Annotated in this window: 9 protein-coding genes; 7 read left to right on the top strand and 2 right to left on the bottom strand. The window is 59.6% G+C overall.

Translation table 11 applies throughout. The annotated features are described in order from the left end of the window. Positions 1–16 precede the first annotated feature (16 nt). The 4 genes from ACQY5P_RS19090 to ppsA are packed head-to-tail and all read left to right on the top strand — an operon-like array spanning position 17 to position 6,881. Positions 17–2,737: a cation-translocating P-type ATPase gene (locus tag ACQY5P_RS19090; protein ID WP_428408468.1), complete on the top strand. Its 2,721-nt coding sequence runs from the start codon at positions 17–19 to the stop codon at positions 2,735–2,737. Beyond that, on the top strand, positions 2,730–3,794 hold the full coding sequence (locus tag ACQY5P_RS19085; protein ID WP_428408467.1) for a lysylphosphatidylglycerol synthase transmembrane domain-containing protein: 1,065 nt from the start codon (positions 2,730–2,732) through the stop codon (positions 3,792–3,794). The genes ACQY5P_RS19090 and ACQY5P_RS19085 overlap by 8 nt, the downstream gene beginning before the upstream one ends. A 55-nt stretch (positions 3,795–3,849) precedes the next feature. Further along, the gene (locus tag ACQY5P_RS19080) at positions 3,850–4,500 is read left to right on the top strand and encodes a phosphoribosyltransferase (RefSeq protein ID WP_428408466.1); all 651 of its coding nucleotides are present in this window, start codon (positions 3,850–3,852) and stop codon (positions 4,498–4,500) included. Beyond that, positions 4,497–6,881, top strand: a complete 2,385-nt coding sequence (gene ppsA / locus ACQY5P_RS19075) for a phosphoenolpyruvate synthase (RefSeq protein ID WP_428408465.1) — start codon at positions 4,497–4,499, stop codon at positions 6,879–6,881. Before ACQY5P_RS19080 ends, ppsA begins: the two co-directional genes overlap by 4 nt. Here ppsA and ACQY5P_RS19070 read toward each other — a convergent pair. Together ACQY5P_RS19070 and ACQY5P_RS19065 are read right to left on the bottom strand one after the other, a co-directional pair. Further along, positions 6,878–7,747 carry a universal stress protein gene (locus ACQY5P_RS19070; RefSeq protein WP_428408464.1) on the bottom strand — a complete coding sequence of 290 codons (870 nt, stop codon included), beginning with the start codon at positions 7,745–7,747 and terminating at the stop codon, positions 6,878–6,880. The two genes, ppsA and ACQY5P_RS19070, sit on opposite strands and share 4 nt — an antisense overlap. 82 nt (positions 7,748–7,829) lie before the next feature. Further along, positions 7,830–9,422 carry an MBL fold metallo-hydrolase gene (locus ACQY5P_RS19065; protein ID WP_428408463.1) on the bottom strand — a complete coding sequence of 531 codons (1,593 nt, stop codon included), beginning with the start codon at positions 9,420–9,422 and terminating at the stop codon, positions 7,830–7,832. Between the two features lie 981 nt (positions 9,423–10,403). Here ACQY5P_RS19065 and ACQY5P_RS19060 point away from each other — a divergent pair. The 3 genes from ACQY5P_RS19060 (at position 10,404) to ACQY5P_RS19050 (ending at position 15,580) form a co-directional block, all read left to right on the top strand. Next, positions 10,404–13,145 (top strand): methyl-accepting chemotaxis protein, encoded by a 2,742-nt coding sequence (locus tag ACQY5P_RS19060; RefSeq protein ID WP_428408462.1) that lies wholly within the window; start codon positions 10,404–10,406, stop codon positions 13,143–13,145. 268 nt (positions 13,146–13,413) lie between these two features. Then, positions 13,414–14,790: a tyrosine-type recombinase/integrase gene (locus ACQY5P_RS19055; protein ID WP_428408461.1), complete on the top strand. Its 1,377-nt coding sequence runs from the start codon at positions 13,414–13,416 to the stop codon at positions 14,788–14,790. Continuing rightward, a complete protein-coding gene (locus ACQY5P_RS19050) occupies positions 14,762–15,580 on the top strand; it encodes a hypothetical protein (RefSeq protein ID WP_428408460.1) in 819 nt (272 codons plus the stop codon). The genes ACQY5P_RS19055 and ACQY5P_RS19050 overlap by 29 nt, the downstream gene beginning before the upstream one ends. The last annotated feature ends 13 nt before the right edge of the window (positions 15,581–15,593 follow it).

The raw sequence follows: 15,593 nt of genomic DNA, 5'->3' as shown, positions 1-15,593 counted from the left end.
ATGCGACGTTTTAGGCATGGTGAAGCAACCCGCGCCCCTGACGCCCCGGAAACCCTGGCATAGCCTTACGATTTCCGACGCGTTCGCAGCGGTGGACGCGACTGTAGAGGGCTTGTCGGAGGCGGAGGCGGGCCAGCGGCTTGAAAAATACGGGCCGAACCGCTTGCCTGAAGCGGGCCGCCCGTCGCGACTGCTTATCATTCTCCGCCAGCTCAACAACCCGCTCACCTTCATTCTCTTCGCCGCCGCCGCCATTGCGCTTTTTCTGGGCGAGAATACCGACAGCATTTTCATCTTCATTGTGGTCGCCATCAATGTCGTAATCGGCGCGTTTCAGGAATGGCGCGCGGAGGAGAGCGCCGCATCCCTAAAGAAGACCTTGCGTATCAAACCTACGGTCATTCGCAGCGGCGCGCGACGCATCGTCGATATTGAAGATCTTGTTCTCGGCGATATCGTGCATCTCGAATCCGGTTCGGTCGTGCCCGCCGATCTGCGGCTCGCCTCCGCGCAGGATTTACGCATCGACGAATCGCTCCTCACCGGCGAGTCGAAACCCGTCGCCAAGGAAAGCGATCCTGCTCTCGAGGAGGAAACGCCGCTCGGCGACCGCCGCAACATGGCGCTTGCAGGCTCGATGGTGGTCGCGGGACGCGCCACTGGCATCGTCTGCGCCACGGGCGAGGCGACAGCGATCGGAACCATCGCGACCATGCTCGGCGCCAGGGGCGCCCGACCGCCGCTGCTCATCCGCATGGAAACATTCTCCGCGCGCATCGGCGCGTTTATCGTTTTCCTCGCGACGCTGCTGGGCGTTGCGTTTTACCTTGAGGGCGCGCCGCTCGGCGATATTTTCCTTCTATCCGTCGCACTCGCCGTATCGGCGATCCCCGAAGGCCTGCCCGCCGCGATCACGGTGACGCTCGCTGTCGCCTCCTCGCGCATGGGAAAACGCAATGTCATCGTGCGCCGCCTCCCCGCCGTCGAGGCGCTCGGCTCCTGCACGCTGATCGCCACCGACAAGACCGGCACGCTCACCGTAAACCGCCTCACCGCGAAAAAACTCATCCTGCCGGATGGCGCAGAGTATGACGTCAGCGGCGAAGGGCTGGAGCTCTCTGGCGAGTTGCGTGCCGAAAGCGGCGGGGCCTGCGATCCGGGCCATCTCGAAAAAATCAAGCGGCTCGCGCGCGCAGCCGCGCTCACCAACGAGGCGGACGTCGCCGAAATTGAAGGCGTCGTCGAGGCGCGCGGCGATTCCGTCGACATCGCTTTTCTGGTGCTGGCGGAAAAACTCGGCGCCCGCAAAAAAGATCTTCACGCCGCCTATCGCCAGCAGTCGTCTCTCCCCTACGAGCCGAAGCAGGGTTATTCCGCCTCTCTCGACATCGAAACGGAGAACGGCTTCATTTCGGCGAAAGGCGCGCCGGAGATTGTCCTCGATATGTGCGCCGGCGTCGACCGGGAGTCTGCGGAAAAAAACCTGCACCGCCTCGCCTCCGCCGGATATCGCGTGATCGCAGTGGCGCAAGGCGCGACGCCCCAAGGCAAAACGCCGCTTGAACAACATCACCTTAACAATCTTGAGTTTCTCGGTTTCGCTGGTCTCATCGATCCTTTGCGCAAGGAAGCGGCGCAGGCGGTTGCAAGCGCGCGGGCGGCGGGGGTCGATGTGCGCATGATCACCGGCGATCATCCGGAAACGGCGCTCGCCATCGCCCGCCAGCTCGATCCGTCCTGGGCGCCGAACACGGCGCTCACCGGCGCGGAACTGGCGAAGCTCAAAGGCGAGGAGCTGCGCCGGCGCGTCAACGAAGCCGCTGTATTCGCCCGCGTCGAACCGGCGCAGAAGACCCTCATCGTCAAGGAGCTTCAGGAAGAAGGTCATTTCGTCGCCGTCACGGGCGACGGCGTAAACGATGCGCCGGCGCTAAAAGCCGCTCATGTGGGCGTCGCCATGGGCGCCGGCGGCACAGATGTGGCGCGCGCAGCCTCAGATCTCATCATCACCGACGATAATTTCGCCTCCATCGTCGCCGGGATCGAGGAAGGCCGCGCCGCCTATGACAATATCCGCAAGATCGTCTGGCTCCTGCTCGCGACTGCCGTCACGGAGGTGATGATCTTCGTGCTCGCCCTCGCCTTCGGCATGCCGATTCCGCTCACCGCCGTCCAAATTCTCTGGATGAATCTCGTCACCGAAGGCATTCAGGATGTGGCGCTCGCCTTCGAAAAGAAAGAGCCCGATCTGATGCATCGTCCGCCGCGCAAGCCCCGCGAACCGATCTTCAATCGCCAGATGATCGAGCAGTGTCTCGTCATCGGCGCCTATGTGAGCGTTCTTTCCTTCGGGCTCTATTACTATCTGCATGAGATACGCGGACTCGACGTCGCGGCGGCGCGAAACACGGTGCTCCTCTTCCTCGTTTCCTTTCATAATTTCCACGCCTTCAACTGCCGCTCCGAGACGCGCTCGGCGTTTGTCGTTCCTTTCCGGGCCAATCCGATTCTGATCGCCGGGGTTGCAGGCGCGCAGTTGACGCATATTCTCGCCATGCACCTGCCGGGCCTCAGCGGCGTTCTCGAAATCAGTCCCGTGCCGCTTTACGAATGGGGGATTGTTTTCGGGCTCGGCGCCACGGTCGTCTTCGCGGGCGAGCTCTACAAGCTATTGATCGCGCGGCCGCGCGCGCGGGTACTGCGAGCGAAGCTCGAAGGAACGCCGGCTTATGCATGACAACGCGCCGGATAAAGAAGACGTGGAAGCATCGGGCTCGCGCGAAACGCGGCGCTCCTTGCGGCGACGTGCGCCATGGCTGGCCGGCCTTCTCGCGGGAATTGCAGCGCTGGCGGCGCTCATCCTCTTCATCACCCATGCCGGGGACATAACAACCTTCGCAAGACAAGCGGCGAACGCCAAAGCCGGGCCGCTTTTCGGCGCCGTGGCTGTGCAGGCGCTGCCCTATCTCATTACCGCCTTTGTCTGGTTTCTGTTTTTGCGCCGCACCGGAACGCCGCTCAAATTCATGTCGCTGGTTCCGCTCTCCTTTGCCAAACTCTTCGCCGATCAGGCGATTCCGTCGGGCGGATTGTCGGGCGCCGCGTTCTTTCTGTTTGCCTTGACGCAGCGCGGCGTACCCGACAAGGCGGCGTTCCGCACCTTCGTCTTCACAACCTCCGCCTATTTTCTCGCTTTTCTCGGCGCGGCGATCATCAGCCTCATTGCACTTTCACTGGCGGAAAACGCTCCGCCCGCTCTATCGGCGAGCGTGTCGGCCTTCGCAGGCTTTTTCGTACTGCTTACCGTGCTTGCCGGCCTCGCCATTCTTTACACGGCGCCCATGCCCGCCTTCCTCGCGGGGCGGCGCTTTGCGCAGAAAGCGGCGGAATTTCTGGGCGCCGCGATCGCCGACATCCGCCACATGCCGCATCTCTTCGCGAAACTGGCGCTATTGCTGCTCGCATCGCGCGTTATGGACGGTCTTACTGTGATGCTGATTTCGGACGCCATCGGTGCGCCCGTACCCCTCTTCACTGGCTTCATCGCCGTCGCCACCGCCTCCATCGCCGCCACGATCGGCCCTGTTCCCATGGGACTTGGGACCTTCGAAGCGGGGATGATCGCCAGCCTATCGGTCTTCGGCGTCTCCGTGGAGGACGCCCTTACCATCACGCTTATCTATCGCGGGCTGACGCTGTGGCTGCCGCTGCTGCCGGGTTTTGCGATTCTGCAGCGGGAATTCCTCCGCCGCCCCGCAGCAATGGCGGAAAAAACTGATCCCGATCAAGCTTGAAACGCGCCGGCGCGGTTAACTTACTGGTTGTAGCAGCGAAGGAAGGAGCTTTCCTTTGTTCAGGGATCGGCGCGATGCCGGAAGACAGCTTGCCGAAAAACTGCTTTCCTTTGCGAAAGCCGAACCCGTTGTTTACGCCCTCCCGCGCGGCGGCCTGCCGGTCGCCGATGAAGTCGCGAAACGCCTCGATGCGCCGCTAGATATCATCCTCGTGCGCAAGCTTGGCGCGCCTGGGCGTCAGGAACTCGCCATTGGGGCGGTTGTGGACGGTGCGGCGCCCACAATTGTTCTTCATCAAGACATCATTGCCGAACTTAATGCGCCGGAGAGCTATATTAAATCCGCTGAAGATTCCGCGCTCGTTGAAATCGAGCGGCGCCGCAAACTCTATATGAAAGACCGTCCGGCGCTTTCACCGAAAGACCGCACCGCAGTCATCGTCGATGACGGTCTCGCCACCGGCGCCACCATGGAAGCCGCCGTCGCCGCCATGCGCAAGGCTGGCGCTGCACGCATTATCGTCGCCGTGCCGGTTGCGCCGCGCGATACAATAGAAAAGCTGGAAAAAATCTCAGACGAAGTCATCGCCTTTGAAACGCCCTATCCTTTCTGGTCCGTGGGTTCCTGGTATCGTTCTTTTCCGCAATTGACGGACGCGGATGTCATTGAAACATTGGCCCGCCGCCACGCCGAGGAACAATCATGACCGATTACATCGCCTGGTTCTCCGACATCACGAGACAAGACGGCGCGCGCGCCGGCGGCAAGAACGCCTCCCTCGGCGAGCTTGTGCGAAGCCTTTCCTCGGCTGGCGTCAATGTGCCGAACGGTTTCGCCGTAACCGCAGCCGCTTATCGCCTCTTCCTCAAGGAAAACAATCTTGAGGAAAAGCTGGCGCGTAAGCTGAAAGAATTTGAGGAAAACCAGAACGCCCTGGCGGAGGTCGGCAAGGACGTGCGCAAAATGATCCTCGCCGGCGCCATGCCGCGCGATGTGGAAGACGCCGTCATCGCCGCTTATCACGAACTTGGCGAAGGCGGCGCATCCCCAAGCGTCGCTGCGCGCTCGAGCGCAACCGCCGAAGATTTGCCCGAAGCGAGTTTCGCCGGCCAGCTCGAGACTTTCCTCAACGTCAAAGGCGACGCAGCGCTGGTGGAGGCCTGCCGCAAATGTTTCGCTTCACTTTATACCGACCGCGCCATCAGCTATCGCCGCAATCACGGCTTCGGCCAGCTCGATGTCGCCGTCTCTGTCGGCGTTCAGCGCATGGTGCGGTCCGATCTCGCCTCATCCGGCGTGATGTTCTCCATCGACACGGAAAGCGGCTTTCCAAACGCGGTTCTCATCAACGGCGCATGGGGGCTGGGCGAAACTGTGGTGCAGGGAACGGTCGATCCGGATGAGTTTGAAGTCTTCAAACCGCTTCTTGATAATGAAAAGCTGACGCCGATCCTGCGCCGTAAATGCGGCGCCAAGACAGAAAAACTCGTCTATGCGGAGAAAGGCGAACGCCCGGTCGCGTTGAAAGAAACGTCTGCGCAAGAACGCAGCAGCTTCGTTCTCAACGAAGAGGAAATCCTGACGCTGGCACGCTGGGCCGTGAAGATCGAGGATCATTATGGCGGGCCCATGGACATGGAATGGGCGAAGGACGGCGAGACGGACGAACTTTTCATCGTGCAGGCGCGTCCCGAAACCGTGCAGGCGCGAAAGGCTGCCGGCGCGCTGAAAACCTACAGCCTCAAGTCCCGCAGCGAAAAACTGCTCGAGGGCGCCGCCATCGGCGACGCCATCGCGTGCGGCAAGGTCTGCCGCATCGACAGCGCCGACAATATCGCCGATTTCGAAGAAGGCTCGGTGCTGGTGACGCAGACGACGGACCCCGACTGGGCGCCGATCATGAAAAAGGCCGCGGCCATCGTCACCGATCATGGCGGGCGCACCAGCCACGCCGCCATTGTCAGCCGCGAGCTTGGCCTGCCCGCCATAGTCGGCGCCGGAAACGCGACAGCAGTTCTTTCTGACGGGCAGGATGTCACTGTCTCCTGCGCCGAAGGCGAGACGGGCTTCGTCTATGACGGTCTCCTCGACTTCGAGGTGGAGGACCTCGATCTTTCCGCCGCGCCGGAAACGCACACGCAGATCATGCTCAACATGGCGAACCCGTCGGCCGCCTATCGCTGGTGGCGGCTGCCGAGCGACGGCGTCGGCCTCGCCCGCATCGAATTCATCATCAGCGATATCATCAAAATTCATCCTCTCGCCCTCGCCCGCTTCGATACGCTGAAAGACGAGGCGGCGCGGGCGGAGATCGAGAAACTGACGGCGGGGTACGCCGACAAGAAGGAATACTTTATCGATCTTCTGGCGCGCGGCGTGGCGCGCATCGCGGCGGCGCATTACCCGCATCCCGTCATTGTGCGCCTCAGCGATTTCAAGACCAATGAATATGCGAGCCTTTTGGGCGGACGACAGTTCGAGCCGGAAGAAGACAACCCCATGATCGGCTGGCGCGGCGCCAGCCGGTATTATCACGACGATTATCGCGACGGCTTCGCCATGGAATGCGCCGCCATGAAACGCGCGAGAGAAACCTTGGGCCTCACGAACATCAAACTGATGATCCCCTTTTGCCGCACGCTCGAAGAAGCCGATAAGGCGATCGGAGAAATGGCGGCTCACGGTCTCAGGCGCGGCGAGACCGGACTTGAAATCTATGTGATGGCGGAAATTCCGTCGAACATCGTGCTCGCGAGTGAGTTCGCCAGCCGGTTCGACGGCTTCTCCATCGGCTCAAACGACCTCACGCAATTGACGCTCGGCATCGACCGCGACAGCGCCAGCCTTCGCCCGCTTTTCGACGAACGTAATCCGGCCGTGAAGGCGCTGATCGCCGAGCTGATCGAAAAAGCGCGCGCGAAAAACGTCCCGGTGGGCATCTGCGGACAGGCGCCGAGCGATTATCCGGAATTCTCCGCTTTCCTCGTTGAGAACGGCATTACGTCGATCTCGGTCAATCCCGACAGTTTCCTCAAAGTGAAGGAAACCGTCGCCGCCGCAGAGAAAAAAGCCCCGGCCTCCTCCTAGTGCATCATCAGCACAGGCAGTTTCGCTTCATGTATCATGTGACGGGTGAAACCCCCGAGCACGGCCTGGCGCCAGCGGCTATGCGAATAGGCGCCCATCACCAAGAGATCCGGCTTTTCCTCGCGGATTTCCGCATCGAGCCGCGCATTGACGCTTTCATCGCCGGTCACCTCGATTTTCGTGCGCGCTGCATTGACACCGTGAAGGCGCAGATAGGCGGTAATCTCATCGGTGTTGATAAACGGCGCGCCGCTCTTGCGGACGCTGATCACCATCACCTCTTTCGCTTCTTTTAATAGTTCAAGCGACGCGCCGACGGCGCGCGCCGCCTCCTCGCTGCCGTTCCAGGCAATGACGATTTTCTCGGGCGCCGCCGCAATACCGGCCGCCGGACACAGTAGCACCGGGCGACCCGACTGAAAGAGAAGGCTTTCAGCGATGCTTTCCTCCATAGGCGTAGAATCGTCGCCGGCCGCGGCCAGCACCGAAAGGTCGAAGGCCGTCGCCCGGCGCGCATAATCGGAAAGCGGATCGCCTTCCATTTCCGTCCATGACGCCGTCACGCCATGATCCTTCGTGCGTTCTTCCATTTTGACCGCCCCGGCGCCGGTCTCTTCGCAGAGCTTCGCGAACAACGCCTTCAAACTGTCCGCAAGCTGGTCTTCTGCTTTCTGGAAATTTTCAGTGAATTCCGTCGAGACGCCGCCCAGCGGAAAATAGACATTGGCCGGGGGCGCCGGCCGCGCGCGCATATGCGCCGCCGAGATATGCGCTTTATCGTCCTTGGCGAGCATCATCGCAGCGCGGAACGCCGTTTCCGATGCTTTCTCTTCAAAAAACGGAATAAAAATCGATTTCAGCGCCATGTGGATCCCTCCTGAAAAGTCGAGGCTACCCTTGCATGCGGCCGCGCTTATTGATCGAGGTCAACTACATGCGCCTGGCAGCCTACTCCTCTTCAAGGGCGCGGCGCAAACGGCGCAAGATCACATTGCGCGCGCGTTCATCAGCGGCCTCTTCCAAGGCCTCGCGAATATCGAGAGACAGCTTCGCCAGATCATTGTGCCAGTCGGGATGGATCACCGCTTCATGGCCCAGACGGCGCGGCCCGGCGCGTTTGGCGATGCCGCCTTTTCCCAGAAGATCAACCTCGTCATCGAGATGCGGGATGATGACCCGATCCTCCTCAAACCCGGCAGCAACAAGACGATCACGCAGCGCATCGAGCCCTTCGGTTTCGCCATGGGTGAGAAAAACCCCGCGCGTCACCGGCCGCCGCGCCATCATCCAGTCAAACAGACCGTCCGCATCTACATGGCCGGAATAGATGTCGGTCGCCTCGATATGGGCTTTGATCCGCACCTCCTCGCCCTGGATGCGCACGGCTTTGGCGCCGGCCTCGATGATTGCGCCCAGAGTGCCCGGCGCCTGATAGCCCGTGAGCAGCACCGTGTTCTTTTCATCCCATAAACGGCGTTTCAGATGATGACGAATGCGCCCCGCCTCGCACATGCCGCTGGCGGCGATGATGATGACGCCATTCGCGTAATTGTTGATCGCCTTGCTCTCCTCGGCTGTCCGCGTGAAGTGAAACGAAGGGTTGCGGAAAAGTTCGCCATTGGCGCCAAGATCTTCAAGATCTTCCGCATGGCGCTCGAAAACCTCCGTCGCCTTGATGGCGAGGGGCGAATCCAGAAACACGACCCGTTCCTCAATCTCGCCTTTCTTCATCAACAGGCTGAGATCGGCGAGCAGCTCCTGCGTGCGCTCGACGCTGAAGGCGGGAATGACGAGCACGCCGCCGCGCCCCATGGCCTTGCGCACGAGGCCAGCGAGCACTTTGCGGCGTGCGTCGGGTTTGAGCTCAGGCCGTTTACGCGCGCCATAGGTCGCCTCGCAGACGACATAATCGAGATTGCTGGGCCCGTCCGGGTCCGGGTGGAACAGCTTGTGATCAGGCCCAATGTCGCCGGAGAAGAGAAGGCGCATGATGCGCTGCTTGTCGTCTCCGGTCTCAATCTCGAGTTCGATGGAGGCGGAGCCGAGTATGTGGCCGGCGTTCCAGAAACGCGCGCGCACGCCCGATGCCGGCTCGAACCAGCGCTGGTAGTCGCACGCGATGATTTTGTCCGCCGCCGCCTCGCCGTCTCCGGCCGTATAGATCGGCTCCACCGCTTCACGGCCCCGCTGCGCGTTGCGCCGATTCAGGAAGGCAACTTCCATTTCCTGAATGTAACCGCTGTCGGGCAGCATAAACTGCAGCAGATCCCGGGTTCCTTGCGTTGCAAAAACTTTGCCGCGAAAGCCATCGCCCATGAGTTTGGGCAAAAGCCCGCTATGGTCGATATGGGCGTGGGTCAGGAGAGCAAAATCCGCCCTGTCAGCCGGAAATGGAAGCGCGCCGTAATTAAGCTCCTTTAAGGTCTTCGATCCCTGAAACATGCCGCAATCGACAATGAAGGCGCCCTTGTCATGCTCGATCCAGTAGCACGAGCCCGTGACCGTGCCCGCGGCGCCGCAAAATTTCATGCGCAGGCTCATTTCATGCACCTCAATCTCATCAGCTCAGTTTTCCAGCGGATAGCCACAGCTCCCGCACTTTCCTAGGCGGCGAAACAATTATCAACATCCTGTTTTGTCTATTCCAAATACCAGAATGACGCAGGAACGGCGCGCATCAGGCGCGAGGCCAGGGCTCGAATTAATGCGGAACCCTCTCCGTCGGCGATTATTTCCGGTCAGGACACTCATTCCGCTCATCCAGCTATGCAGCGGACACCCCGCTCATTCTCACCTCCGTCATCGCAGGCGGCCTCAAAAGCTCCCTGGAAACACCCGGCGCTCATCCTTGAGGATGAGTTGCTTCAGGCTGACGTTTTCAAAGAATATTGTCCGATCTCGGATGCGCAGCGGCGCATTGCCGCTCGGTGAAGGAAGCGCGCAAACGCCTCCGGCGCGCACGGCCAGCTTTCACTTTGCTGGACGTCCATCTCGGTCATGAGAGAACGGCAAACCGATACAGCGCAGGCTCCGATTCTACCGCGCGCATTACGCGCTTCTCACCAGCTATCCTTCCATCGCTGACTTCGCCGCAGGAGCGCGATATCGCATGGTTGTACCCGAAACATTCGGCGCGGAGGCCCTGGCACCCGCCGTTGCAGCGTTGCTCCGCAAACCGCATCTACCGTAACAGATCTCATTTTCGCGGAACCCGTTTCGCTTTGCAGAATTGTCTTTGTGAAATGCATTCTATTTTTTGACTTGGAACGGGCCAAATAAAAAATAACTAAAAAGATTTTCGGCACGCGGTGTTTTTACCATGTTTTCACGTCCCTGCGCGATAGTCCGGACTGCTGCGAAGATAACAAGCAAGAAGAAAGCAGACATCTTCCAGTGAACTGAAATGTATAGATTCTGACTGCAGCTTTTTCCGTATGCAGAGCTATACGCCGGCAGGGACAAGGAAGGTCGCGGCCGCCCGCCCTGTGAAAAAAGAAAAATAAAGGCTTCTGGAGCGGCTTTATGAAATATCTCGACGATCTCAAACTCTCCGTCAAAACCCCGGCGATCATTGTCACGCCAGTGCTGGCCACCGCGGTCATGACTTATTATTTTGGCCTCCCCATCGCAGGCCTCGCCGGCATCGCCCTTACCGCAGCGGCGAGTTTCTTTCTGGTAAGGACCGTCACCAACCCGCTTCAGACCTTGCGTGGCGCGATCTCCAGGCTCGCCGCCAGAGACTTTATCGGCGATACGGAAACAGGCGGAGGCGCCGTGCGCGGCGACGAATTCGGAGAGGTCGGCAAGGCCGTCACCGAACTGAGCGCGACTCTGAAGGCCGACCTCGAACGAGTCCAGAACGAAGCCTGGTCGGCTCGCTTCAAAAGCTCCGCTTTCGAAGGCTCGACCAACGCCATGATGGTGATCGACCGCGACTTCAAGGTGATCTTCATCAATGAAGCAACGAAAAAACTGCTCGCGGACAACATTCACACCTTCCGCGACATCTGGCCCAATTTCGATCCGGACAAGATTATCGGCTCCAACATCGACATGTTCCATAAAAACCCGGAGCATCAGCGCCGCCTCCTCGCCGATCCATCTCGCCTGCCTTACAAAACCGACATCACGGTCGGTGAACTCAAATTCGAGCTTGATGTCCGCGCGGTGAAGGATCGCGATGGAGACTATGTGGGCAATGTCCTTCAGTGGAACGACGTCACCGCCATCCGCACCAATGACGGCATTCTGAAAGCGCTCGACCGTTCGCAAGCCATCATCGAATTCACCCTTGAGGGGAAAATCCTGCACGCCAACAAGAATTTCCTGGACGTAACCGGCTATTCGTTGAGCGAAATTATCGGCCGGCATCATTCCATCTTCGTCGATCGCAAGGAAGCGTCGTCCCCCGCCTACAAGGCCTTCTGGGAAAAGCTCGGCAAAGGCGAGTTCGACGCCGGGAAGTACAAGCGCGTAACCAAGTCTGGCGACGATATCTGGATCCAGGCCGCCTATAATCCGATCATCGACGGCAATGGCAAACCGTTCAAAATTGTGAAATTCGCGACGGACGTTACCGAAGGCGAAATCATAAGTAATGAAAACAGTGCGAAGATGAGAGCCGTTAGCCGAACCCAAGCTGTGATAGAGTTCGAGCTTGACGGCAAGATCATCACGGCGAACGACGTCTTCCTGTCTGTCATGGGGTATGCGCTAGACGAAATCGCCGGCAAACATCACCGCATATTCACAAGCGAAGAGTTCGCTAACTCCAGTGAGTATCACCATCATTGGGAGCGGCTGCGCAATGGCGAGTTCATTGAAGGAAAATTTCAGCGGTTCGCGAAGAATGGCCGTGAAGTCTGGATTCAAGCCTCTTACAACACGCTCTTCGACCTCGACGGTAAACCTTATAAGATCGTCAAATACGCCTCCGACGTGACGCAGACGGAGCTTGAGCGCCGCCGCAATGAAGAAGAACGCGCTCAAAAAGCAGAAGAGGTGCGCAGCGTGATTGAACGCGTCGGCGCCGCACTGCGCCGCCTTTCCGATGAAGATTACAGCATCACCATCGATGAGGCTTTCCCGAAAGAATTTGAACAGGTGCGCGCCGATATCAACACCGCGATCACCAAGATGGCCGAGGCCGAACGCCAGCGCGAACTCAATGAACAGGAAGTCGCGAAAAAACGCGCCGAGCAAAATGAGGTCGTGGAGGCGCTCGCCTCGGCGCTGCAAAGCCTCTCCGACGGAGATCTCGCCTTCGAGATCGAAAAAACTTTCCCCGAAGAGTTCGATCAGCTGCGCCTAGACTTCAACAGCGCGATTTCCAAGCTCTGCGAAGCCATGCGGGGCGTGGTGGTCTCCGCTGATGGAATCAAGACCGGCGCCGGCGAGATCACGCAAGCCTCAGACGACCTGTCGCGCCGCACCGAAGGCCAGGCGGCGACGCTGGAACAGACTGCCGCCTCACTCGAACAGCTGACCGCCGGCGTCAAGGCCGCCGCCGAAGGCGCGGACCGCGCCAACAAGGTCGTCAGCGAAGCCAAGCATAATGCAGAGCAAAGCGGCGAGGTCGTGCGCGAAGCCGTCGCCGCCATGGCCGAGATCGAGAAATCCTCCGAACAGATATCGCAGATCATCGGCGTCATCGATGACATCTCATTTCAGACGAACCTTCTGGCGCTTAACGCCGGGGTCGAAGCGGCCCGCGCCGGCGATGCTGGTCTCGGCTTTGCGGTCGTGGCGAAAGAGGTCGGCGCCCTCGCCCAGCGCTCTTCCGCCGCCGCCAAGGAGATCAAAGCGCTTATTTCCGCAAGCTCGCAGCAAGTGGGGCGCGGCGTCGATCTTGTCGGTCAGGCCGGCAAAGCGCTTAACGAGATCGTCGCATCCGTAACCAACATCAATGAGCTTGTTTCGGCGATCGCCGTCTCAGCGAAAGAACAGTCGACGGGCATCGCTGAAATCAACGTCGCCGTGACTCAGCTCGACCAGGTGACGCAGCAGAACGCAGCCATGGTGGAGGAGTCGACCGCAGCGAGCCATTCCATGGCGCAGGAAGCCCAGGAACTCGCCCGCATGGTGGCGACCTTCCGCACCGACGCCGCCATCAGCAGCATCACCAAGGACAATCACAAAGACGCGAAGACGTGGACCGGAAAAAAAGCCCCTGCGGGCAAGACGAAGCAGGACCATGTCATCGCCTCGCGCGAGACCGCCAAAGCCAAGCCGGGCAACGGCGCCGATAATTGGGAAGATTTCTAAGACTTGGAAGGCAAGACTTGGGGGAAAATGGCGCGAGTGACGGGACTTGAACCCGCGACCTCCGGCGTGACAGTGCAGCGGTAAGTAATTTGCGCGTGTTTGCCTGACTTTGCTGAGATTGGATAAATACCTGAAAATAATGATATTATTCTGCTGACGCAGTCCGGAGGTAATGCTACAATCGGTCCCGATTTGAGCGATCTTGCTTACCATACGCTTACCCAGCGCTCTGGTAAGCAAGACCGGAACGGACGAAAGCGAGCGGTGAATGCCCCGGATCACCAAGAGCCTGATCGCCTCCTCCCAAACAAAAGCTGAGCGCTACTATGTCTGGGACGAAAAACCATGGGGCTTCGGGCTTTCGGTGTTCCCTAGCGGCAGGAAGAGCTTCGTCTTCCAATACAGGACGGCGGACGGCCGCAGCCGGCGCGCCACCATCGGAAAAATTGAGTCTCTAACGCTGGATCAGGCGCGTCAGCGCGCGCAGGAAATGTCCGAAACTGTCCGCAAGGGCGGCGATCCCCTAGAGGAGAAAAAAGTCGCACAAGCGGAAATGTCGGTCGGAGACCTTTTCAACGCCTATCTCGCAAGCGAGACTTTTAAGGAAAAGGCTCAGAGCACGCGCGAAACGGACAAAGGCAGAATCGAGAATCACCTGCGCCCCCTTCTCGGCAAGAAATTCGCCCGCAAGCTGACTACCGAGCAGGTAAAAAAAGCCCGCCGGGAAATCATTTCAGGCAAGACTGCGAGAAACGTGAAAACCGGCTGGCGCGCCCGCTCCATCGTTCGCGGCGGCGAAGGGACCGCGCGGCAATCCATGCGCATCCTGGCGGCGATTTACTCTTGGGCCGGAAAGGAAGGGCTGGTCGATAAGAACCCCGCCCGCGACGTAGACAAAGGCGGCGACGGCGAGCGCGACATCGTCATGCGCAACGCCGACGATTACCGGCGCCTATTCGAAACCCTCGACGCGATGGAGCGTGAAAGCCGCATCCGGGCCGCTGTGGCTGACATATTCCGGCTAATCGCCCTAACTGGCGCCCGGCGCAGCGAAATCACCGGACTTCTCTGGAGCGAAATCGACCTGCAGCGCGGCGTCATCATCAAATCCTCCAAGCGGCACAAGACCGGGAAGAAGACGACAAAATCCCGCATAATCGGGCTGCCTGAACTGGCGCGTGCAATTCTATCGCGCCAGCCAAGCGGCCCACCTGACGGGCCGGTCTTTCCGCCTATGCGCAAAGACGCAGCGGGCCGCGTTTATCCAGTCTCTCGAAAAGGCGAGCCCGGATGCATCAATGTCACCAAAGACTGGCGAGCCGTGCGGACCGAAGCGAAACTCCCTGAAGGAATCGGCCTTCATGGTTTGCGCCATTCCCTCGCAACTCATATGGCGATGCAGGGCGCTCAGGCCGCCGAGATCATGGCGGCGCTCGGTCACCGCAAGCTCTCAACGTCGCAACGTTACATCCACTATGCAGAGGACGCTCGCGCAGCGCTAGCGGAACGAGCCGTCGCTTTTATCCGCGACGCGATGCCAACCGAGGGCCATCAGCACAAAACTGAAGTGAAAGAAAGATCCGATGATGAACCTATAGAGTATGAGGATGAACGCCATGCCGTCTTACATTTCGCCGTTCGATGAACGTTTCCTGAAACTCGGCCAGGCCGCAAGGCTTGCCGCTGAAAACCATGCCGGCCTCGAAAGCGCCGACATCATGGACATGCTGGCGCGCGCCGTCTTCTCCGGCGCATTCGACCCCTCCCCCATCGATCTATTCGACAAGGCCGCGCGAGAGGCGCGCGACGCTGCTGAAAACTGGCTGCATGTGCCGATAGAGACGCCGCCCGCAGAAATGACACCCGCCCAACGGAAACTCTCGCCGAAACCGCAGCAGTATTTCGGCGCAAACCGGATGACCATCGCCAGCGTCATGGAATCGCTCGACGCGCTGCCCGGCGACGCCTCGCAATGGCATGCCTTGCTGCACGACATAACTAGACCAGAAGGTCAGGAAGAGGCGTTCGCGGCGCTCACCAAGATGCCTTTCGATCATTACCCGAAGGCCGGACGGCGCTATCTCAAAGAAATCTATGTGCCGCGTGATAAATTGCGCCGCTGGTTTACGCTGCGCCAAATCCCCCTACCGCCTTTTCTGGAGGAGGACGACTGCGCAAGACTGGTAGCGAACCTCGAAAAAGTAAGAGAGTTGGATTCTTTACAAAGCACGCGCGGCCGACCGCAAAAGGCCGCATGGAGCAACATCACTAAAGCGCTGCTGCAACTTCGAACAGAAAAGCCCAATCTTCCGAAAAAGCTGCTTGCCTATGAGGCATGGAAGCGCGCCGCTGAGGAGTTTGACGAATCCGATCTTCCAAGTGTTGCGACGATCCAGCGCAAAATCGGCGAAATTCTTCGGTCCAAAGGTCACTAGCGGAACCTTAACA

It is taken from the genome of Hyphococcus sp. (assembly GCF_965267305.1).
In the GTDB taxonomy this organism is placed as follows: domain Bacteria; phylum Pseudomonadota; class Alphaproteobacteria; order Caulobacterales; family Parvularculaceae; genus Hyphococcus.
Note: the sequence above shows the minus strand (reverse complement) of the source record. Positions and strands in the feature narration are given on the sequence as shown.

Coding starts and splice junctions, on each gene's coding strand:
- ACQY5P_RS19090 (WP_428408468.1), top strand. CDS start 17: ATGGTGAAGCAACCCGCGCCCCTGACGCCCCGGAAACCCTGGCATAGC.
- ACQY5P_RS19085 (WP_428408467.1), top strand. CDS start 2,730: ATGCATGACAACGCGCCGGATAAAGAAGACGTGGAAGCATCGGGCTCG.
- ppsA (WP_428408465.1), top strand. CDS start 4,497: ATGACCGATTACATCGCCTGGTTCTCCGACATCACGAGACAAGACGGC.
- ACQY5P_RS19070 (WP_428408464.1), bottom strand. CDS start 7,747: ATGGCGCTGAAATCGATTTTTATTCCGTTTTTTGAAGAGAAAGCATCG.
- ACQY5P_RS19065 (WP_428408463.1), bottom strand. CDS start 9,422: ATGAGCCTGCGCATGAAATTTTGCGGCGCCGCGGGCACGGTCACGGGC.
- ACQY5P_RS19060 (WP_428408462.1), top strand. CDS start 10,404: ATGAAATATCTCGACGATCTCAAACTCTCCGTCAAAACCCCGGCGATC.
- ACQY5P_RS19055 (WP_428408461.1), top strand. CDS start 13,414: ATGCCCCGGATCACCAAGAGCCTGATCGCCTCCTCCCAAACAAAAGCT.
- ACQY5P_RS19050 (WP_428408460.1), top strand. CDS start 14,762: ATGCCGTCTTACATTTCGCCGTTCGATGAACGTTTCCTGAAACTCGGC.